Origin of the sequence: Methanothermobacter wolfeii, assembly GCF_025397995.1 — an archaeon.
Classification (GTDB): domain Archaea; phylum Methanobacteriota; class Methanobacteria; order Methanobacteriales; family Methanothermobacteraceae; genus Methanothermobacter; species Methanothermobacter wolfei.
The window spans coordinates 1,181,653-1,201,203 of the sequence record NZ_CP104550.1 but is presented as its reverse complement, the minus strand read 5'-3'; the positions used below and the strand labels follow the sequence as shown (position 1 = coordinate 1,201,203).

At 48.3% G+C, this 19,551-nt stretch carries 21 protein-coding genes; 8 read left to right on the top strand and 13 right to left on the bottom strand.

The features are described from left to right. Positions 1–61: 61 nt before the first annotated feature. From xerA to N5910_RS06485, 4 genes are all read right to left on the bottom strand, one after another. Complete coding sequence (xerA, locus tag N5910_RS06500; protein ID WP_261599441.1) at positions 62–979, bottom strand: site-specific tyrosine recombinase/integron integrase; 918 nt, start codon at positions 977–979, stop codon at positions 62–64. A gap of 40 nt (positions 980–1,019) precedes the next feature. Continuing rightward, entirely contained in the window at positions 1,020–2,525 is a 1,506-nt protein-coding gene (locus N5910_RS06495; RefSeq protein ID WP_074359205.1) for a Lon protease family protein, read from the bottom strand. 26 nt (positions 2,526–2,551) lie between these two features. Beyond that, positions 2,552–3,697, bottom strand: coding sequence for a DNA primase DnaG (gene dnaG / locus N5910_RS06490; RefSeq protein ID WP_074359204.1), 1,146 nt, complete (start codon positions 3,695–3,697; stop codon positions 2,552–2,554). A gap of 64 nt (positions 3,698–3,761) precedes the next feature. Continuing rightward, positions 3,762–4,169 carry a toprim domain-containing protein gene (locus tag N5910_RS06485; protein ID WP_074359203.1) on the bottom strand — a complete coding sequence of 136 codons (408 nt, stop codon included), beginning with the start codon at positions 4,167–4,169 and terminating at the stop codon, positions 3,762–3,764. A 193-nt stretch (positions 4,170–4,362) separates the two neighbouring features. Here N5910_RS06485 and N5910_RS06480 point away from each other — a divergent pair, with 193 nt between their 5' ends. The 5 genes from N5910_RS06480 to N5910_RS06460 all read left to right on the top strand — a co-directional run bounded on the left by N5910_RS06480 (position 4,363) and on the right by N5910_RS06460 (position 7,659). Beyond that, the gene (locus tag N5910_RS06480; protein ID WP_074359202.1) at positions 4,363–4,656 is read left to right on the top strand and encodes a DUF211 domain-containing protein; all 294 of its coding nucleotides are present in this window, start codon (positions 4,363–4,365) and stop codon (positions 4,654–4,656) included. A 4-nt stretch (positions 4,657–4,660) separates the two neighbouring features. After that, complete coding sequence (locus N5910_RS06475; protein ID WP_261599439.1) at positions 4,661–5,320, top strand: RraA family protein; 660 nt, start codon at positions 4,661–4,663, stop codon at positions 5,318–5,320. A gap of 8 nt (positions 5,321–5,328) precedes the next feature. Next, on the top strand, positions 5,329–6,381 hold the full coding sequence (locus N5910_RS06470) for a UPF0104 family protein (RefSeq protein WP_261599438.1): 1,053 nt from the start codon (positions 5,329–5,331) through the stop codon (positions 6,379–6,381). 70 nt (positions 6,382–6,451) lie between these two features. Next, positions 6,452–6,730, top strand: a complete 279-nt coding sequence (locus tag N5910_RS06465; protein ID WP_261599437.1) for an H/ACA ribonucleoprotein complex subunit GAR1 — start codon at positions 6,452–6,454, stop codon at positions 6,728–6,730. After that, positions 6,727–7,659, top strand: coding sequence for a transcription initiation factor IIB (locus tag N5910_RS06460; protein WP_261599888.1), 933 nt, complete (start codon positions 6,727–6,729; stop codon positions 7,657–7,659). Before N5910_RS06465 ends, N5910_RS06460 begins: the two co-directional genes overlap by 4 nt. An 80-nt stretch (positions 7,660–7,739) precedes the next feature. Here the strand turns inward: N5910_RS06460 and N5910_RS06455 are convergent, their stop codons facing one another. Both N5910_RS06455 and N5910_RS06450 read right to left on the bottom strand, forming a co-directional pair. Continuing rightward, positions 7,740–9,494 carry an MJ1255/VC2487 family glycosyltransferase gene (locus N5910_RS06455; RefSeq protein WP_261599436.1) on the bottom strand — a complete coding sequence of 585 codons (1,755 nt, stop codon included), beginning with the start codon at positions 9,492–9,494 and terminating at the stop codon, positions 7,740–7,742. Between the two features lie 90 nt (positions 9,495–9,584). Next, positions 9,585–10,583, bottom strand: a complete 999-nt coding sequence (locus N5910_RS06450) for a hypothetical protein (protein WP_261599435.1) — start codon at positions 10,581–10,583, stop codon at positions 9,585–9,587. Positions 10,584–10,661: 78 nt separating this feature from the next. On the opposite strand from N5910_RS06450, the gene N5910_RS06445 reads away from it, so the two are divergent. Next, entirely contained in the window at positions 10,662–11,450 is a 789-nt protein-coding gene (locus tag N5910_RS06445) for a sulfite exporter TauE/SafE family protein (protein WP_074359195.1), read from the top strand. Positions 11,451–11,585: 135 nt separating this feature from the next. Beyond that, positions 11,586–12,065, top strand: coding sequence for a DUF308 domain-containing protein (locus N5910_RS06440; protein ID WP_074359194.1), 480 nt, complete (start codon positions 11,586–11,588; stop codon positions 12,063–12,065). 3 nt (positions 12,066–12,068) lie between these two features. On the opposite strand, the gene N5910_RS06435 is transcribed toward N5910_RS06440, so the two are convergent. Both N5910_RS06435 and pyrH read right to left on the bottom strand, forming a co-directional pair. Next, positions 12,069–12,257 carry a DUF2116 family Zn-ribbon domain-containing protein gene (locus tag N5910_RS06435; RefSeq protein ID WP_084531242.1) on the bottom strand — a complete coding sequence of 63 codons (189 nt, stop codon included), beginning with the start codon at positions 12,255–12,257 and terminating at the stop codon, positions 12,069–12,071. A 17-nt stretch (positions 12,258–12,274) separates the two neighbouring features. Next, a complete protein-coding gene (pyrH, locus tag N5910_RS06430) occupies positions 12,275–12,949 on the bottom strand; it encodes a UMP kinase (protein WP_074359192.1) in 675 nt (224 codons plus the stop codon). Positions 12,950–13,103: 154 nt separating this feature from the next. On the opposite strand from pyrH, the gene prf1 reads away from it, so the two are divergent. Continuing rightward, complete coding sequence (gene prf1, locus N5910_RS06425) at positions 13,104–14,327, top strand: peptide chain release factor aRF-1 (RefSeq protein ID WP_074359191.1); 1,224 nt, start codon at positions 13,104–13,106, stop codon at positions 14,325–14,327. A 91-nt stretch (positions 14,328–14,418) separates the two neighbouring features. Here the strand turns inward: prf1 and N5910_RS06420 are convergent, their stop codons facing one another. The 5 genes from N5910_RS06420 to cfbE form a co-directional block, all read right to left on the bottom strand. Continuing rightward, on the bottom strand, positions 14,419–15,294 hold the full coding sequence (locus N5910_RS06420; RefSeq protein ID WP_261599434.1) for a UbiA family prenyltransferase: 876 nt from the start codon (positions 15,292–15,294) through the stop codon (positions 14,419–14,421). A gap of 364 nt (positions 15,295–15,658) precedes the next feature. Continuing rightward, a complete protein-coding gene (locus N5910_RS06415) occupies positions 15,659–16,267 on the bottom strand; it encodes an orotate phosphoribosyltransferase-like protein (protein ID WP_074359189.1) in 609 nt (202 codons plus the stop codon). Between the two features lie 12 nt (positions 16,268–16,279). After that, complete coding sequence (locus N5910_RS06410) at positions 16,280–17,236, bottom strand: Gfo/Idh/MocA family protein (protein WP_261599433.1); 957 nt, start codon at positions 17,234–17,236, stop codon at positions 16,280–16,282. After that, entirely contained in the window at positions 17,233–18,102 is an 870-nt protein-coding gene (hemC, locus tag N5910_RS06405) for a hydroxymethylbilane synthase (RefSeq protein ID WP_074359793.1), read from the bottom strand. Before hemC ends, N5910_RS06410 begins: the two co-directional genes overlap by 4 nt. 156 nt (positions 18,103–18,258) lie before the next feature. Next, the gene (gene cfbE / locus N5910_RS06400; protein WP_261599432.1) at positions 18,259–19,548 is read right to left on the bottom strand and encodes a coenzyme F430 synthase; all 1,290 of its coding nucleotides are present in this window, start codon (positions 19,546–19,548) and stop codon (positions 18,259–18,261) included. Positions 19,549–19,551: the final 3 nt, after the last annotated feature.

Genomic DNA, 19,551 nt, shown 5'->3' with positions numbered 1-19,551 from the left:
CATATAAACTTTTTTTATCTGGATGAATCTGAAATCAATATAAGGTATTAATAAAAAACAATTAAAGGAGTTTAGCACGGTCATAGACATTTTTAAGGGTCTGCATGTCCACACTCGTATATATCTGCGTGGTTGAAAGGTTTGAATGGCCGAGGAGCTGCTGTATAGCCCTTATATCCACACCATTCTTCAGGAGGTGGGTTGCAAAGGAATGCCTCAGGATGTGAGGAGTGACCTTCTTGTTTATACCCGCCTTACGGGCATAGTTCTTTATCATCATCTGAACGTACCTTGGAGTCAGGGGGTCGCCGAAGCGGTTTAAGAAGAGGTAATCACTTTCATAGACTCTTTTCTGGAGATAGTCCTCAAGCAGATGCCTGGTGTTCTCATCAAAGAGGACTATACGGTCCTTATCCCCCTTACCTCTTATCCTGATGGTCCTGTCCTGAAGGTCTATATCATTTATCCTCAGGGAGACGAGTTCAGAGACACGGAGTCCCGAGGAATAGAGGAGTGAAAGTATGAGACGATCACGGGTCCTGATGAACACATGAAGCTCTGAGCCGTCATCAGAGACCTCAACAGCATCTATCAGTTTCCTTACATCCTCTTCACTGAGGGACTTTGGTAGCGACTTGGTCCTCTTGGGAGCTTGGACCTCCTCAAGGCAGTTTATTTCACTGAATTCAAAGAACTTCTTCACAACAACGGTTACAAGATATATGTAGTTCTGGGTGACGTTTTTATCCCTTTTAAGATACTGTATGTACCTCTTGAATGATCGAAGAACCCTTCTGTCGTCGTAGAGGTCACCCTCATCCATTAAGAATTCATAAAAGTTTTTAATAATTGATTTATAGGTTTTTATTGTGTTGGGGGAATAATTTCTGATTTCAAGTTCAATTAGATACTCCTCAATGAGTTCAGGGAAATTATAACGTTCAAGAAGGCTCTGGTTTTCCTCTGCAGCTCCATTCATGTTCATTGTATCTACCAGAAAGCCAACTTAAATCTTGCGATTACATGTAACTGCGGTCTATGTTTTCATTGCTGTATCTGTGCTGTGACATGCGCTGTGAACTTGAAAGGTCCTTCTCAAGGGCCTTTTCAAAGCTCTTGTACCTTCTTATGATCTGGTCCTCAACGGAAACAGCTTTCCTCACGGCAACCTCCATGTGCTTGCTTTCAATGTATTTGCTGCCATCCATAACTGCAAGGTCACCGGCCATCCTGACAACGCCTCCAAGGTCACGGAGTCTGAGTGTAAGGGCATCATTTGTGTCATCAATGACCCTTGCACGGCGTCTGGCTTCCTCAATGAGTATCTCAACGGCAGCGGCACGTGCATGGGGTATCCTCCCATCAAGTTCAATCTCCTGTGCAACAAACTGGACTATCTTTGCCCTGTTCTCGTCAGTATCAGGCATTGTTGTGTTAAGGAGAAGTTCATAGCCCTCACCCTGCACACGTGACCTCAGCGGAGGGAGTATGTACTGCAGATCTGCAATGTTACATGCACCCACGAATATGAAGTCGCAGGGGACCTCATCAACCTTCACCGAGCTCCCTGCACTCTGTGGGTTCCTGCCCACAATCGGAAAGGTCTTATCCTGCATTGCACTGAATATGAACCTCTGAAGTCCTGCAATATGGACTATCTCGTCTATGAAGAGGACGCCCTCATGGGCCTCATGGACGGCCCCCGGGACTACCCGTTCATAGGGCTGTGAACCGAGGTCCGGGTGGCCGCCGTAGGGGTCGTGGCGGACATCACCAAGGAGTTCGGTTTCACTGGCCCCTGTTGCTTGGACAAAGGTTTTCCGGTCAAGGGGTACTATGACGTTCCTGGGTTTCTCCTCAACCATCTGTCTTCTCTTTTCAAGGGCGCTCTGGTCAAGGACCTTGATTTCATCACCACCAACCCTCTCATAGATAACAACCTCCTCAACACCATCAATGATCCTTGTGGTGGTAACCCGCTTCTGGGGAACGCTTAGGTGACCTGAACTCATCTCAAACATTCCGAGGAGATCCCCTATATGCTTTCGCCTGGCCTTTATGTGTGAAAATTTGTCCCCGCCACATTTTGGGCAGAGACTGCTGTATGCACTGCTGTACTCCCCGCAGTGTATACACTTGAATCCAAGTCTCTCTGCAACGGCATCCGGAACACTCTGAGGGTCTATCAGTTCTCCCTCAGCCCTTTCAATTTCAAGGATTTCATTTTCTATTTCCTTGCGACTTTTAACCTCAACAAAGGGTCTTTCGGGCCTCTCAGGGTTATGAACGACCGTTATCTCCTCAGATGGTTCCGGCAGATGAAACGAAAGGGCCTGGGCAAGGAGCGACTTTCCTATGCCCGGCGGCCCAACGAGAAGCAGGTGTCTTCGCTGCTTTGCAGCTATCTTTATCATTGGCATTACATCGTCATGGCCTATAACCCTTTCAAGGGGATCCTCAGGTATCCTGACGTCCTCTGTGGTATTTATGTCCTTCAGATACTCCCGATTCATATCAACATACATTTTTCATGCCTTCTTTCATGGATGGGTTATGTGTGGCCTGTTATCAGTTTCAGGCTGTGGGGTTTTTTTACTATGTCCCCGCTCCTCACGGCCACAAGGTACTTTAGCCCCTTCTCAAAGGAGATGTCCACGAGGCGCTGTGTTATGACCCCATCAAAGACCACTGCGTAGGGGTGGTTGTTGACCCTGCTCAGTTCATCGTAGAGGTTTTCCACCTTCACCTCCTTCAGTATGTTCAGGGCATCATCCAGTATCTCCGCGTTCCCTGTGCCCTCAAGTTCCTTGAGTATGTTCTTCAGGAGGACCAGTTTATCCTCTGTTTTTTTCTTTGAGGGCTGCATTCCGAGTTCATGGTAGAACTGTTCAACAGGGACCTTGTTCCTCAGGGCCATCATTATCTCATCCTTCTCAAGGTCCTCAACCTCCTTTCCGCGGGGCGCCCTTGTCACATAGTCTATCTCTCCCACCTGGAGCAGTTCCTTGAGTATTAATTCGCCTCCGCGGTCACCGTCAACAAAGGCCGTGACCGTTTTCTTCTTTGTGAGATCTGCAACGGTTTTCGGTACACTGACACCCTCAACCGCGATTGCATTCTTTATACCGTACTTGAGGAGGTTTAGCACATCTGATCTGCCCTCAACAACGAGTATCGCATCGGATGTCTCAACGTTTGGGCCTGCTGGAAGCTTCTCCTCACCGTACTCGGTGATTTCATGGACCCTCATAGCCTCCTTAACTTCCTCTATCATCCTGAGGCTTTCAGGGGTCACTTCCTCCATCATGCTGGCGTAGATCTCCTTGGCCCTCTCAACCACCCTTTTTCTTTTAACGGCCCTGACATCCTCCACCTTTGTAACCTGGATGTAGGCTTCGCAGGGACCAACACGGTTGATGGTTTCAAGGGAGGCTGCGAGTATGGCTGTCTCAACACGGTCCAGGCTTGACGGGATGATGATCTCACCCTTTGATTTACCCCCCCTTGATGTTATGTTGACCTTGATTCTACCGATTCTCCCTGTCTTCTGAAGTTCCCTGAGGTCAAGGTCGTTGCTGAGAAGGCCTTCGGTCTGACCGAATATCGCCCCAACGACGTCGGGTTTCTCAACGATCCCATTAGCGTTAATCTGAGCGTGAATAAGGTATTTAGTTGTACTTATCTCTTCTTTTCCCATGTAAACCCTCCTTTTGAGGAATGATGGTTATCAAATTAAATGTAATGATAACTGTCAGATATTATCAGTAGAGGTAGGGGCTGACCTGAAACTTCAGCCTTTCAATGTATGAAGGCAGGCTCTGTATGTCCTTGATGTATCTCCTTGTCATGCCCATGAGTCTGCGGCGTATGCTGAGGTCCGGATATGATCCAAGGCTCTGTATATCCATGTAAAGTCTCCTTGCAAGTTCACTGCCCTTCCTATCAAAATCTGTGAGTATTATGACCCTTGAGGACATGGCGGCCCTAAGGGCGATTTCAGAGAGATTCAAACTGGACCCTGAAACCTTTATGAAGGGTCCGTTGACTCCCAGTTCCCTGAGGGCCTCCTCATCCTTCCGGCCTTCTATGAGAATGGGCACTCCCTGCTCTCCCTGATATTTAAGTTCATCAATCTCATCGTTTATCTGCTGAAGCTTCATAAGAGACATTTTAAGCCCTTTTATAACCTTGATAATATCTATATTTTATATGGAGATACTGATATATAAAATAATCACAGAAGCAATCCAATACAATTAATGATTTTTACGGCACCCCTTCTCCGGTATCATGGGGGGTTATAATTTAAATATACTTTTCATCATAATACTTATATCATTTTGATAAAAGAATGGAGGAAAGATGGTGGCTAAAGGCCTTATAAGGATTGTTCTGGATATACTGAAACCCCATGAACCAATAATACCTGAATATGCCAAGTATCTCAGTGAACTGCGGGGTGTTGAGGGTGTTAATATAACCCTCATGGAGATTGATAAGGAGACAGAGAACATTAAGGTGACGATTCAGGGGAACGACCTGGATTTTGATGAGATAACAGAGGCAATCGAGAGCTATGGTGGTTCCATACACAGTGTTGATGAGGTTGTAGCTGGAAAAACCATGGTCGAAGAGGTTACAACTCCTCAAGACTGATTTTATGGTTCGAAGGGGTATAAAACCCATTGAACGTCTCAGGGGTCTTGGCGCTGTGAGGGACCCCACCAGGCTCCTGAAGGACATATCCACCCCACAGCTTTCTGATGCGGTGAAGAGTGTAACCGGTGAAAACAGGGCCATCACATCTCTGAAATCAGTTAACGGGCTGATGGTGGCCGGTCGCGTTGTAACCGCAGAGACATCCAGCCGCGACTGGGGCACTTCAGTCCTGGCGGTTGATGCTGCGGACTCAGGGGATGTTATCTTCATAAGGACCGATGGCGATGAAATGGCTGTATGGGGTGAACTCACATCAATGGCTGCCATGAACAGGGGGATTGCAGGGGCGGTTATCTATGGCTCATGCAGGGATCTTGATGCCATCAGGGGTCTTGATTTCCCGGTATTCTCAAGGAGCCATGTTCCCTGCGCAGGGGAACCCCTTGCAGAGGGATCCATAAACATGGCGGTGGAGTGCGACGGTGTGACGGTTGAGCCAGGTGATTTCATCATGGGGGATGAATCAGGGGTTGTTGCTGTACCCTGGAGGCTCATCGGTGATGTTGTTAAGGAGGCCCTCAAGATAAAGGAGAAGGAGATCCTCATAAAGGATGCCTATGGAAGGGGTTTAACCCTCTCTGAGATTCTTGGCTTGAAGTAGTTGATTTTATGGCTGAGAAGGATGTCTTTGCATATCTGAGGGAGAACAGGAAGACCATAATATTCTCCTTCCTTGCCGTCGCAGTCATAATATTCCTTATAAGTTTTTTTGCAGGTTTCGGGGATATACTGGCAGCCCTTGAGGGCACCAGCATGTATTTCCTGGCCCTGAATTTCCTTTTTGAGGCCATGATCCTTTTACTCTGGACCCTCAGATGGAGGCTTATACTTAACCTGGTTGATGAGGCACCGGCCTTTCCAAGGCTCTTTATGATGCTTCTTGCAAGCATATTCGGGAACAACATAACCCCGGGGGCTGCAGGGGGTGAGCCGCTGAGGGCTTACCTCCTCCTGGAGGTTGAAGGGACACCCTTTGAGATTGGCTTCGCATCATCAACTGCTGACAGGGTCTTTGAATTCGTGCCCTTTGCTCTGATATCCATACTCTCGGCGGTACTCATAATGACATGGGATATATCTTTATGGACCAGGCTCACCGTCAGTTTCCTTATATTCACAACCATTGTCATCTTTTCCCTCGCCATCTATGCGGGTATGAACACAAGGATAGCCCAGAGCATAGCCATTTCAGTCACCCGCAGACTTGTCTCATGGATATCCCGTTTCAGGGCAGAGGATATCAAGTTCTCAGGGATACATGACAGGGTGATGTTCTATATAAAGAGGTTCACGGATGGTTTCTCAATGACCCTCAGGGACCGGAGGGTCTTTGTCCTGGGGTTTTTCATATCCCTGATGATGTGGTTCCTTGATGTCTGCCGCCTTTACATATGCTTCATGGCGGTGGGGGTTTCACCACCCATGGTCCCCCTTATCATTATCTATACTGGGGGGATCCTCATATCCCTTCTTCCCCTTCTTCCAGGCTCCCTTGGTCTCAGGGAGGGCATACTTGTGGCCCTATTTGCTGTTGCAGGTATAGGGGCTGATTATGTGATGGCTGCAAGTGTCATTGACAGGATTGCAAGTTACGCTGCACCGACCCTTGCGGGCCTTCTTGCGGCCCTCTACTATGGAAGGCACATCGCAGATAGCCACTGAAATATATAATTATCGAAACATTTATATATGAGTAAATCGAGAATATTCTATATAAAATTTTCGGTGGATTATGAAGATTTTAGGGAATATTTCACATATCTCCAACAGGGGAAGAATCATAGCACGCTCAGAGAGAACACCGAAGCTTGGAGCACCTGTTTTTACTTCTGATGGAAAGAGGATTGGAAGCGTCCATGATATCTTTGGTCCAACACGGAAACCATACATATCCATCAAAACAAGTCGTGCAGTAAACACAGAAAAGTTTGAGAACCGAGTTGGAGAGACTTTATACGAGGGTATAAAGAATGTGAAAAAATGGGGGCGAAGGAAACGAAGGAAAAAATGAGGTCTGATGTTTCTGAAATAGAGAAGGAAACAAAATGCCCTGAATGTGGCTCCGAAGATCTCAGGGGCGACTACGAAAGGGCTGAAATTGTCTGTGGGAAATGCGGGCTTGTCATAGATGATAACCTGGTTGATATGGGTCCTGAGTGGAGGGCCTTTGACCATGAACAGAGGGACAAGAGGACAAGGGTAGGTGCACCCATAACCTACACCATACACGACAAGGGACTCTCCACAATGATAGACTGGAGAAACAAGGACATATACGGAAGGGACATACCGGCAAGGAACAGGGCCCAGTGGTACCGTCTCAGGAAGTGGCAGAGGAAGATAAGGATTTCAGGCGCCACAGAGAGAAATCTTGCATTTGCTCTCAGTGAACTTGACAGGGACTCATCAAGGCTTGGCCTCCCCAGAAGTGTGAGGGAAGCCGCCTCAATGGTGTACAGGAGAGCGGTGGAAAACAAACTCATAAGGGGAAGGAGCATTGAAGGAGTTGTTGCAGCATCACTCTACGCGGCATGCAGAAGCTGCAACGTCCCCAGGACACTTGATGAGATCGCTGAGGTATCAAGGGTAAGCAAGAAGGAGGTTGGAAGGACCTACAGGTTCCTCACAAGGGAACTGAACATAAAACTTCCCCCAACATCACCCGTTGACTACGTTCCAAGGTTTGCAAGTGAACTGGGACTTTCAGGGAAGGTCCAGTCCAAGGCCATCGAAATAATTGAAATGGCCATGAAGAACGGTTTAACATCTGGAAGGGGCCCTACAGGTGTTGCAGCGGCAGCACTGTACATAGCATCTGTTCTTCTGGGTGAGAGGAAGACCCAGAGGGACGTTGCCGAGGTTGCGGGTGTAACCGAGGTAACAATAAGGAACAGATACAAGGAGCTCACAGAGCAGCTGGATCTTGGTGTAACACTCTAGCTGCACCAAACCCCTTTTAAAGGATTTTTGAATCATTTAACTCATCAGCATCCAGGATTAACTTATTTTTAACTGATTTGTTAACATCCCCCTGCGCACTCCCTTATTGTTTTTTTAAGGGCATCTATTATCTCATTGTTACCATCATCGTATCCTTCAAGGTTCTTTCTGTAGATGTCCAGGCGGCCAAGGAACTCTTCAATGGATTCCCTGCGTATTTCCTCGTGGAATTCACCGTAACCCAGCCTTTCAAGGTAAACAGCATTGAGTATCTGCTCAAACTGGCCCCTGACAGGGACGCTGTAGACGGGCTTCTTAAGGTGGAGGGCCTCGCTTATAAGGGTGAAACCACCGTTTGTGATGACCGCAGCGGCAGATTCAAAGTCCCTGAAGAAGCGGTCCTCATTGAATTTCCTGAAGAGGAGGTTCCCCTCCTCTCTGTCGACATCAAATCCATAGACGATAAACTTCCTGTCAATGCTTCTGAGTATTTCAAGGAGCTTCTCATTGGATTTACTTGTCTGGTAGACCAGGACATGGTCACCATAGTACGGCTTAAGGTTCCTTATCTCCTCCCTCAGTACCGGGGGATACATGGACACCCTCTCAGGGTCCCTGACCTCGGGGAAGAAGTAACTTGTTATAAGGTATCTCCTCGGCCTGACGATAAAGGACCTCACCACGGCCTCGGCCTTCAGCTTGTCCTTCCTGAACCTATCAGGGTACTCGATCCTGCACTTGGTTATAACATGCATGTTGTCTATGCTTATGAGGGGTATTCGAAGCATGTTACTTATGAGGCTGGCATAGAATTCAAAGTCAGAGACAACAACATCCGGTTTAAAGTCCCTTGCTGTGCGGTAGAGGAGCTTAAGGTTCTCCTTCAGGTCCCTGGGGAATGTCCTCATGGCCCTGACAAATGTTTTAACATCATTAACGGAGTTGTCCTCATAGACCGTGTTGAAACCGTATATCTCATGGACGTTATCGAATTTGCTGCTCAGGTATCTGTAGGCGCGGTCACTTGCAAATATGAGTACCTCATGGTCCTTTACAAGTTCTTCCAGGATCACACCGCTCCTTATAGCATGACCCATACCCTCACCGCAGACCGAGTAGAGGACCCGTGGCTTTTTATCATAACCGAATTCGTAGTTGAGGTCCTCTGCACTGAGCCTTTTTCCCATGAAATCATATATCGTGCTCCTGGTGTACTTGAATGCAAGGTTCCTGAGTCCCTCCTTTTCAAGTCTACGGATGGATACAAGCACCCTCGGCTTTCTGAGGACCTTGAATTTACTTATTTTCCCTATCCGTTCTATGTAGTCGGTGTCCTCGCCGAAGTCAAGGGACTCATCAAAGCCCCCAACCCTTTCATGAAGATCCCTCCTGGCCAGTATACCGTAGCAACCGGCACCATGGGGCTTTATGGACTCAACAAGTATCATGAACCTGTTCGCAAATTCATGGAGTATCTTATCCCTTTTCCTTGTTGAAAGTGGTATCATCTGGGTTATTGCTATTCCAAGGCCCTCTGATTCGAACTCCTCAACGGCGTCCCTGAGGTAGCCGTCTGTGAGTACAAGGTCAGCGTCAAGGAAGAGGAGGAGTTCGCCGCGGGCGACGGCAGCGCCACGGTTTCTTCCAGCTGCCGGCAGTCCTCCGTCAACAACACGGCAACCGTAATCCTCAGCTATCCTTAGGGTATTGTCGGTCGAGTCTGCATCTGCAACTATGACCTCGTAGTCCCTGAAATCCTGCCTTTTTATACTTTCAAGGAGTCCTGGAAGGTATTCCTCCTCATTGTAGGTTGGTATGATTATACTGAGCTTCATGTATCAGCCTCCATTGGGGGGATGAGGTGATTTCATATGGTTATAGTGCAGCGAAGGGTAGTTCCACACGGTTTTATACTGAGCTTCATGTCATCCCTCCCTGAAGAATGAAAAGAAGTTCCATGTCATGAAGAAACCATCACACCTGCCCTCAAGGCGGGATGTGAGTTCATCCAGAACATCCATCTCATTCTGGCCTGGCGGCAGCCTTAGAATGACCCTGTCCCCGGTCCCTTCAGCCGATACAACAGGGAGGCCCTGGAGGTTTAGGTCGCCCCGGGGCTCTATAACGGTGACCTCATAGTACTCCGGCACCGAGCCAAGCATTCCCAGCGCAACCCTCAGTACTATGAGGGATGCTATTATTATTGCAGGGATTTTAAGGTTCCATGGGCTGAAGGGCACCCTCAGGGCGCTCATACCCAGGATCCCTGAAAGACCCACAAGGGCGGGGGTTGAGAATAGACCGCCATCTATTATTCCTATTATGGTTGAAACTATGGCGAATATCACTATCGCCACATGGAAGTCCCTCCTGTCCCCTGCTGAAAGAAGGCCGAGGATGTATATGGAAATAACCGTGAAAACAAGCCATGGAAGGACGAATCCTGGGATGTAACCTGCAAGTGAAGTGCCCGTATGGATCCCGGATGATGGGGGGATTATTATGGATGTGAGGGGGCTCATTGAAGCCTTGAAGACATGTGAATGGATGATGCTCGTTGATGCAGGCGGGTTAAGTGCCATGAATGTTGTGAAGGGGGATACGCCCATCCCCATTCTGATGACGATCTCCACTAAAAGGCCGGCGGTGTATGTGATGGCTACAAGGATGGCTGCAGCGTAGAGGTAGGTGTTCTTGTCAAGGGTCATGAGCCGATTAAGGGACCCTCCATCTCCAAAGAAGGGTGCAAGGATGAACATGGTGCCCATAAGCGTAAAGAATATCACATCCTTACCCTCAGATGATCCCATCAGGAACACATGGGTGAAGGGTGTTATGATGGAGTCAAGGGCATCAGTTTTAAAGAGGATGATGGCCAGCACGATGAAAACGACACCTGTAAATATGAACCTATCAGATCTCACAGTCATTCACCTAGAAGAAAATTATTAACCGGCAGACACAGATATAGATTTCTCCACTTATAAACTTCGGGGTTTAAAATGGATTTACTGCTCTACACCATGGTACTCCTCATCACGGGGGCGACAGCAGGCCTTGCAACAGGACTCCTTGGTGTGGGAGGGGGCTTCATAATAGTCCCTGCCCTCTACTTCATAATGGAATCCATGGGGATACCCATGGATACTGCCATAAGAACAGCCTTCGGGACGAGTCTTGCAGTGATCCTCCCGACGGCCCTGAACGGTGCCAGGTCACATTACCGGAGGGGATTTCTGGACCTGAAGGAGGCCGTACCCATAGGGGTCCTTGGATTTCTGGGGAGCATGGCAGGAGCATACACGGCAGGCATTTTCAGTGCAGAGGTCCTCAAATCCTTTTTCGGATCACTGCTACTTTTTATAGCACTTCAGATGATATTCTCAGGGAAAATTGATCGGGGAAGCAAACTGAGGGGCGCAGCACCCCCCCTAGGATTCATTACAGGCCTGCTTTCAGGCCTTCTGGGGATTGGTGGGGGAGTGGTCCTTGTACCCCTCCTTGTGATGATGGCGGGATTCGATGTCCTTGAAGCGGTGGGCACATCATCCATTGTCATCGCACTGACAGCAGCAGGAGGCACGGTCTCATACATATACAGTGGCATTGGAAAGGCCTCACTCCCCTTTTCTGCAGGATACGTGAACCTCTTGCAGTTCATGGTCATAGTCTTCATGAGCATACCCTTCTCATGGATCGGGGCCAGCTTGGCCCACAGTGTTGATGTGAGGTACATAAGGTATCTTTTCATCGTCATGCTCCTTTTAACGGGCCTCAGAATGATTTTTTAAACCTTGAAGGTGGTCCGTGGCATTCGGGAGGTTTCTGGCTACTTAGGATCCTTTGAAGTGCTTTCCTGATGATATCCTCATTATTTAGCAATATATATAAAATAAAATGAACATAATAAAAATGGAGGTGTTGAGTTGCTGAAAAAATGGGCGGGTCTCTTTTCTCTTATACTGGGTATAATATTTCTCATATCCCCTGTCTTAGGGGTTACAGCGATAAGCATTCTCACGGGTCTTGTACTCACGGCTCTGGGGGTCTGGATGCTGCTTAATGGCCTCATGGCAAGGAAGTACATGGAAGTCAGCATACTCTGGATAGTATTCTCGCTGATAGCCCTTGCAGTTGGCATGATTCTGGCATTCAGAGTTGTACTCATAAATCAGATTGCAGGGGCATGGTTCTATGTTACAGGCGTCCTTCTTATAGTGGCGGGTGTCATGATACTTTCAGCAGGGTACGAGAACTACATAAAAAGAAATGCAGGGATAATAAGCGCCATATTCGGCCTTATCTACATAATAGCTGGTTTTTTAGCCTTTAACCCGGTTTTCATCGGTGTCCTTGTGGGCCTGATACTCGTACTGCATGGGGTTATGGTGCTGAGGTCACCATGAACCCTACCCCCGCAGGGAGAATATAATCCATACAATCACAAAAACAGCGAACACGACGTAGAAGAGCGTCCTTGTCCTCCTCACCCTCTGCTGGTTTCTGGAAAGTATCTCCTGGCATCTCTCTGAGCATGTCCTTTCATCCAGGGGTATCGGGTTACCGCATACCGGGCAGTGCTTGTGCGGGTCAATCATTATCTACACCTCCATTATCATTCAGGAATAACAGCAGTACCTATATCTCCATCAAGGGCCCTTAAAAGGTTTTCAGGGTCCCTCCCATTCACTATAAGTGTCTTCACACCGGACCTCTTTATCATCTGTATGGCTGTATGATCAAAGAACTCATAGGTACCGGCCTTCACATCACAGCCAATAAGGTGCTCCAGCATTTCACTGGCTGTTATCTCCGGGTAAAACCTTGCATCAGGGTGCTTTTCAGGGTCACGGTCATAGAAGCCATCAACAGATGTAAGGTTTATCATGAGGTCCGCGCCTACCGTCTCTGCCAGGATGGCCCCGACGGCATCCGTACTGTGGGCCGGCTCGGTGCCACCCATAACAACTATCCTCCCTGATGTTGAGTACCTCAGCGCTTCCCTGAAGTTCTCCGGAACAGAGGGGTATGCGCTTTCACCTAGGGCTGTTATGAGCATCCTTGCGTTGAGCCTTGTAACATCTATACCTATATCATCACAGAGGGCCTCACTCGCCCCCAGCTCCCTCGCAACCCTTATATAGTCCCTGGCGGGTTTACCTCCACCTACAACAATAAAGAGTTCATGTTCATCCCGCAGTGAATTCAGGACATCCGCGTAGGATCTGAACATTTCATGTGTGAATTCACTTATAATGATTGATCCTCCGATGGTAATCACAATCCTCATATTAAATCACCGTGAAAATCAGCTGGCTGTCTTCATTTCAGTTATGATCAAATCCCCTTATATCTTTTTTCTGCAGACTACCAAAACTTTATAATTACCGGCCTCCATATACACTTACAGTTTATTTTATCATTTTTATGAGGAGTGATTCACAGTGAGTGAAGTATCATCAAAGGAACTTTATGAGTTCAAGAGGACCCTCCAGGAACTCTCAGAAAAGAAGGGGAGGGGGACTGAACTCGTATCGGTCTATATACCCCCTGACAGGCAGATCAGTGATGTTGCCAAGCACATGAGGGAGGAGCTCAGCCAGAGCGCCAACATTAAAAGTAAACAGACAAAGAAGAATGTCCAGTCAGCCATCGAGGTTATAATGCAGCGCCTGAAACTCTTCCCGAGGCCCCCTGAGAAGGGCCTGGTCATGTTCGTCGGCATGATACCCCGGGGAGGGCCGGGGACAGAGAAAATGGAGACCTACGTCTTTGAGCCCCCTGAACCAATCAAGACTTACATCTACCACTGTAACTCAGAGTTCTACCTTGAACCCCTCCAGGAGATGCTTGAGGAGAAGGAAACCTACGGCCTAGCCGTCCTTGACAGGAAGGAGGCCACCATAGCCACATTGAAGGGTAAACGGATCGACATACTCAAGACCCTCGCAAGCGGGGTGCCTGGTAAGCACAAGGCAGGCGGACAGTCACAGAGGAGGTTTGACCGTCTGATAGATCTGGCGGCCCATGAATTCCTCAAGAGGATAGGGGACCATATGAATGAGGCCTTCCTTCAGATAGAGGACCTTAAGGGGATTATACTTGGAGGACCTGGCCATACTAAGGATGAGTTCCTTAACGGTGATTACCTCCACCATGAGCTGAAGAAGAAGGTAATCACAACCGTTGACACATCTTACACCGGTGAGTTTGGTATCAGGGAGGTTATAGACAAGTCAATGGATGTTCTGAGTGAAATAGATGTCATGCGTGAGAAGAAGCTCGTCCAGAGGTTCCTCCGGGAACTCATAAATGAGGATGGACTGGCATCCTACGGTGAGAGGGAGGTCAGGAACCACCTCCAGATGGGTGCGGTTGAGATCCTGCTCCTCTCGGAGGACCTTAAATATCAGAGGGGGACCTATGAGTGTGCTTCATGCGGACATAGAATGGAAAAAACAGGAAAGGACCTTCCAGACACCGATAAGTGCCCTGCGTGTAACGATCAGATGAGGATAACCGAGAGGCGCGACATGATAGACGACCTTGTTGAGATGGCCGAGGAGGTCGGAACCGAGGTTGAGATAATATCCACCGAAACAGAGGAGGGTATGCAGCTCCTCAGGGCCTTCGGAGGGATAGGGGCCATCTTAAGGTACCGTCCATAGTCCCTGCCTGCGTTACCTTTTTTTGCGGTGAGGTTGCTGCTGTGCTTACTAAGGTACCGTCCATGGCCCCATGTTTTCCCCTTACCGCGGGTTAAACTACTGCCAGCAGGAGAAGGAGGTGCAGCGGCCCCTCAAGGTCCGCCACAAGGGTTGCGTTTTCTGTGCCCATTGACTCTTTAAAGTGAAGGTAGAGTGCTGTGTATAGGCAGAGGACCACGGCAGGAGATGCAGCTAGGGGTATCCCTGCAAGGAAGATCCCTGAGAGTAATATGGCTGCATTAACGCCATTTATAATCTGAAGCACCTTCAGACTCTTTCTTTCACCGTAAACTACAGGAAGCGTCCTTAGACCTATGAGGGAGTCGGATTCAATGTCCTTGTAGTCACTGAAGGCTGTGTTTATGTAGACCTTCAGGAAGATGAAGATGAACACTGCAAGTGAGGAAGGCCAAGGGAAACACTGGTTCTGGATGAAGAGGGGTGTAACCGCCCATGAACTCCAGATAAGTCCAAGGTATATGTTCTTGAAGCCGGTGATCCTTTCTGTAAGGCCCTTGAAGAGCCCTGCATAGAGTATCCCTGTTACGAACATGGCGGCCGAGAGGATGATCATCCATATGTTCATGCAGCATATGAGGAGGGCTATAAGGAGTAAGAGATAGGTGACGGTCAGCTTCATGCCCCATCTGCTGATGAAACCGCATCGTTCAGGGTTTGTTGCAGCGTCATCTTCAAGGTCCGCGAGGTAGTCATAGGCGTAGACGGTGAGGGGCAGCATGAAGGATATGGCTGCAGTGACAGGCTGGCATGGTATTCCCATGAACACCGAGGATGTTACAAGAAGGGATGGTCCCCAGAGGGCCGGGATGAAACCTCCGTATAGGAAAAGGTTCCAGAGGGTTATAAAAAAATCCCTTAAAGGGGTGGCGTTTTTAAGAATATGGTTTTCATATCTGTTTGCTGACATAGTATTAACTATGTCTCAGCTGGCAGTTATCTTATAACAGCAGATAAATTTAGCTGAAAATTTTTCATTTTTTTTTAAGGGTTATGGTGGTATTTTGATGCCTGTTCGCCTGGTCCAGGGGCTTCTAGGGTGCGGTCGGCGTCCTTATTGGAGGGTATGATGCTTTATGTTCACTGGAGCCTGGAAGTTAAGGGAAGGGGGTGTCTCTAATGTCCCTTCAATGAGGAAAAATCTATTAGAATGAGCTTTTCCTTCCATGCCTGAACCATATTGTGAACCGGATGATTCCCGGAAAAATAGAATTTGAAGGGGGTTTGTGGTGGATTCAGTGGATTGTTTCTGGAAAAATTAGAATTTGAAGAGTTTATCCCAGTCTCCTGACCCTTATCAGGGACTCAACAGGCACACCTGCAACCTCGGATATGCCCTTCTTATCGATGAGAACGGTTACAGCTACAGGAGTGGCTCCCTGGGATTTAAGGACCTCAACAGCCTCCCTTATGGTCCTCCCGCTGGTTATAACGTCATCGACCACAACAACACGCTTACCCTTAACCCTTGCAAAGTTACTGCTTATGGCTCCCTCAGCTTCCTCATCCTTCCTGTGTTTCACAGGGTGAAATACTGCAAGGGATGTTTCAAGTCCGGTTTCAACACCCATAACATCAGCCATGAGGGTTGCGAAGGGCACGCCGCTTATGGCGATACCGAGGACCACATCAGCAACACCGTACTTGAGGGCCATGTCGGCCATGGCAGCAGAAACATACCTCATACGGGATGAGCTGCCACCAAGGCTTTCCCAGTTAATGGCAAAATCCATAGGGGCCTCCTTCTTTGACATGGAGGTGGTTGTCTGGAGTGTAAGCCACCTTGCGGTGTCCTTTGACACGTTAAGTTCATCGGCAATCTCTCCAGTTGTAAAGCCCCTGTTTCTGAGTTCCTGGGCCTTCTTTATAAGTTCATTTTCCATAGCAGGCACCTCTTAAATATCTCCATTAAGTTTTATGGGTCTGTGCTCCCTGGCAGACTTCATTGCAGCAATCACGGTCCTCAGGGCATATATACCGTCTTCACCGGTGATTTCAGGTTCCTCATCATTTATGACGGATGAAAGGAATGATTTAATCTCATTCTTCAGTGGTTCCTCATGCTTTATCTCTATGTCCTGTGCGAATTTACCGTAAACATCGAGTTTCTGGTCAATGTAGTCCACATTGATTATGCCGTCGGTCCCTGTGATGGCCAGCTTCCTTCTCTTGTAGGGTGTTAACCAGTTAACCTCAAGGATCCCGGTTATCCCGCTTTTGAATTTGGTCATTATCTCTGCATGGTCCTCATACTCACATTTTTCAAGTATGCTTCCCATGACAGCGTATACCTCTGCAACGGGTTCACTGAAGAGGTAGTGCATAACGTCAAGGTCGTGTATGGCCAGGTCAATTGTAACTCCAACATCCTTTATCCTTGGGGGGAAGGGACCCACCCTCTTTGCTGATGCTGAAACCACGTCTCCAATCACATCATTTTCAATGAGTTCCTTCGCCTTCTGCACGGCAGGGTTGAATCTTTCAACATGCCCCGTTCCAAGCTTCAAACCCTTTTTACGGGCCGTGCTCACCATCTCCATGGCTTCTTCTATTGTGAATGCGATGGGTTTTTCAACAAGGACGTGCTTGTCATGTTCAAGGGCATCCATCACTACCCTGTAGTGGTGGGTGGTTGGCACGCAGACACTTACAACATCTATTTCAGGTATCTCAAGGAGGTTTTCATAGTCCACGTATCCAACAGCGTCATACTTGTTGGCGACCTTCTGAAGGGTCCCCTTCATGATGTCTGATACAGCTATAAGATTCGCGTTTTCAAGTCTGTGGTAAACTCTGGCATGGTTGTAACCCATGGCTCCGACACCGATTACACCCACATTTATCTTTTTCAAATATAATCCTCCATTTCCTTGGCAGCTTTTTTACCGATATCTTCTGCTTCACCCAGAGATCCTTCAACACTCAGCTTCCTGAGTATCTCACCCTCCCTGGTTAAAAGGACAGCGTAGAGTCTGAGTTTTCTGTCCACGGCCCTTGCAATGACCCCCAGCGGGCACTGGCACCCAGCACCCAGCTCCCTCAGGAGGGTTTTCTCGGCGGTGACCTCCTGGATTGAGGGGTAGTGTGTGATCCTTTCAACATCACCCCTGATGTCACTGTCTCTTCTTGTTATAACTGCGAGGGCCCCTTGGCCTGCGGCGGGTGTGAAGTAGTCAAGCGTGAATCTCCTTTTAATGAATCTCTCAAGCCCAAGACGTTTTAAACCCGCCTCGGCCATGATGGTGGCGTCAACCTCGCCTTCCATAACCTTTCTTATCCTTGTATCTATATTTCCTCTTAGGGCCCTGAGCTTAAAATTTTTTTGGTGATGGTTGCAGAAGGCCTCCCTCCGCAGGCTGCTTGTCCCGAGACCTGAACCCGGTGGAAGTTCATCCCAGTCCATCCGTGATATCAGAACCTCATTTGGGGATTCCCTCACAGGGACTCCTGCAATCACAAGGTCAGGGTCCAGTTCGCTTGGCACGTCCTTGAGGCTGTGGACGGCAAGGTCAACCTCCTCCTCCAGGACTGCCAGGTCCAGTTCCCTTGTGAAGAGGCCCCTTGAGTCAATATTGTAAAGCTGAGAATCCTTTATCCTGTCACCCTTCGTTTTTATGATCTTCCTTTCTATGTCTTCACTGCAGATCTCCTGGAGCATCCCGATAACCTGATCTGTCTGTACCAGGGCCAGGCGGCTTCCCCGTGTTCCAACTATCAATGAATCATCTCCGGTAAACATTAATCACTTGAAGAATTTATGATGTCCCCTTTAATAATTTTTTTTAAATGCACTGTAGGGTGCATCCAGGTTCAGAGGCTGAAGTCTGTCTGAGTGAAATCAGGGACCCTTCACTTTCTAATTATCTCCGAGGGTTCACCTCCTTGTAAGGTCACCGTACACTGACCTGTAAATCATGAGGACCGTGTCGTGCTTCATCGCAATCCTGAGGGCGTCTTCAGGTCTCCTGAAATAAACAGCATCGGTTCCCATCCCCTTCATGAGGCTGTATCCAAGTTCATCAACAAAAATGAACTGGAGGTCACTTCCTTTGAGGGTCCTGATAAGTCTTTCCTCGTCTATTTCTTCACATGTAACCCCGTATCTGCCCCCGATGATCACAACGGGGTCTGTGAGTTTTTCCACCATTTCAAGGGAGTACTCAACTGCCCTGACATTGAGGCCTGGGTTTATCTCCTCAATGATGGTTGTGCCGTTGAACTCACGTATCGAAGTCCTTCCAGGTATGCCCCTGAAGTTCCTAAGACCCTCCTGAATCCTCTTCGGATCTTTACCAAGGGTTAGGGCCGCGCTCACCCCTGCAAGGACATTCTGGAGGTGGTGTTCTGCAGGTGCAAATGTTTCTACACTGAACTCGGTTTCAATAACATCACCCTTCAGTGTTTCGAGTCCATCGATAATCAGGGTGGCCGATGTTGATTCAAGGCCATATTCAACATCGGATGCATGGACACAGGCACGGTCATCGGTGACAGAGAAGGTGTTTGTAATATCCCAGAACCTGTCATAGTATCTCCTGAAGGCTCCGTACTCACAGCAGACTCTCCTGCTCCTGAATATCTGTGATTTTGCCCTGCTGGCACTTGAGGTGCCCTGTCTTATGGGATAGTCCTCGGCTATGTTCGTCAGGACACCAACATCTGCAAGTCCTGTTCCTCCAAGGGAAACCTCGAATATGGCGGTCCTGCAGTCACATTCACCTGCAAGGCGTACAGTTTCAATCATATTTGCAGGGGTTATGCTTATATCCCTTTTAAGGAGATCATCACCGGCATAGGATCCAAGGCTGCTGAGAATGAGGGGCTGAAGGTCCCTGAGGATCTCCCTGAGGATCCATACGGTGCTGGTCTTGCCCTTAACACCTGTAACCTCCACCAAAGGGATTTTCGCTGATCTTTTCCATGATTCAAGGAGACGACCAGTTATCTCATGATGGGTCATGTCAGTTCTTTCCAGGGGGCAGTGGACAGGTGCTATGACCGGCGAACCGGTATCAGGACCCGTTACAAGTTCGATGCCATTATCGGTCAGGAGTTTAAGGTCATCCTCACCAAGCGTACCGTATATATCCCAGGCAAGCACCCTGTCAGATTCCCTCTTCAGTTCAAGGGCTATTGTAACACCGCCATGAGTAAGGTCCACCACGAG

Coding starts and splice junctions, on each gene's coding strand:
- xerA (WP_261599441.1), bottom strand. CDS start 979: ATGAATGGAGCTGCAGAGGAAAACCAGAGCCTTCTTGAACGTTATAAT.
- N5910_RS06495 (WP_074359205.1), bottom strand. CDS start 2,525: ATGTATGTTGATATGAATCGGGAGTATCTGAAGGACATAAATACCACA.
- dnaG (WP_074359204.1), bottom strand. CDS start 3,697: ATGGGAAAAGAAGAGATAAGTACAACTAAATACCTTATTCACGCTCAG.
- N5910_RS06485 (WP_074359203.1), bottom strand. CDS start 4,169: ATGTCTCTTATGAAGCTTCAGCAGATAAACGATGAGATTGATGAACTT.
- N5910_RS06480 (WP_074359202.1), top strand. CDS start 4,363: ATGGTGGCTAAAGGCCTTATAAGGATTGTTCTGGATATACTGAAACCC.
- N5910_RS06475 (WP_261599439.1), top strand. CDS start 4,661: ATGGTTCGAAGGGGTATAAAACCCATTGAACGTCTCAGGGGTCTTGGC.
- N5910_RS06470 (WP_261599438.1), top strand. CDS start 5,329: ATGGCTGAGAAGGATGTCTTTGCATATCTGAGGGAGAACAGGAAGACC.
- N5910_RS06465 (WP_261599437.1), top strand. CDS start 6,452: ATGAAGATTTTAGGGAATATTTCACATATCTCCAACAGGGGAAGAATC.
- N5910_RS06460 (WP_261599888.1), top strand. CDS start 6,727: ATGAGGTCTGATGTTTCTGAAATAGAGAAGGAAACAAAATGCCCTGAA.
- N5910_RS06455 (WP_261599436.1), bottom strand. CDS start 9,494: ATGAAGCTCAGTATAATCATACCAACCTACAATGAGGAGGAATACCTT.
- N5910_RS06445 (WP_074359195.1), top strand. CDS start 10,662: ATGGATTTACTGCTCTACACCATGGTACTCCTCATCACGGGGGCGACA.
- N5910_RS06435 (WP_084531242.1), bottom strand. CDS start 12,257: ATGATTGACCCGCACAAGCACTGCCCGGTATGCGGTAACCCGATACCC.
- pyrH (WP_074359192.1), bottom strand. CDS start 12,949: ATGAGGATTGTGATTACCATCGGAGGATCAATCATTATAAGTGAATTC.
- N5910_RS06420 (WP_261599434.1), bottom strand. CDS start 15,294: ATGTCAGCAAACAGATATGAAAACCATATTCTTAAAAACGCCACCCCT.
- N5910_RS06415 (WP_074359189.1), bottom strand. CDS start 16,267: ATGGAAAATGAACTTATAAAGAAGGCCCAGGAACTCAGAAACAGGGGC.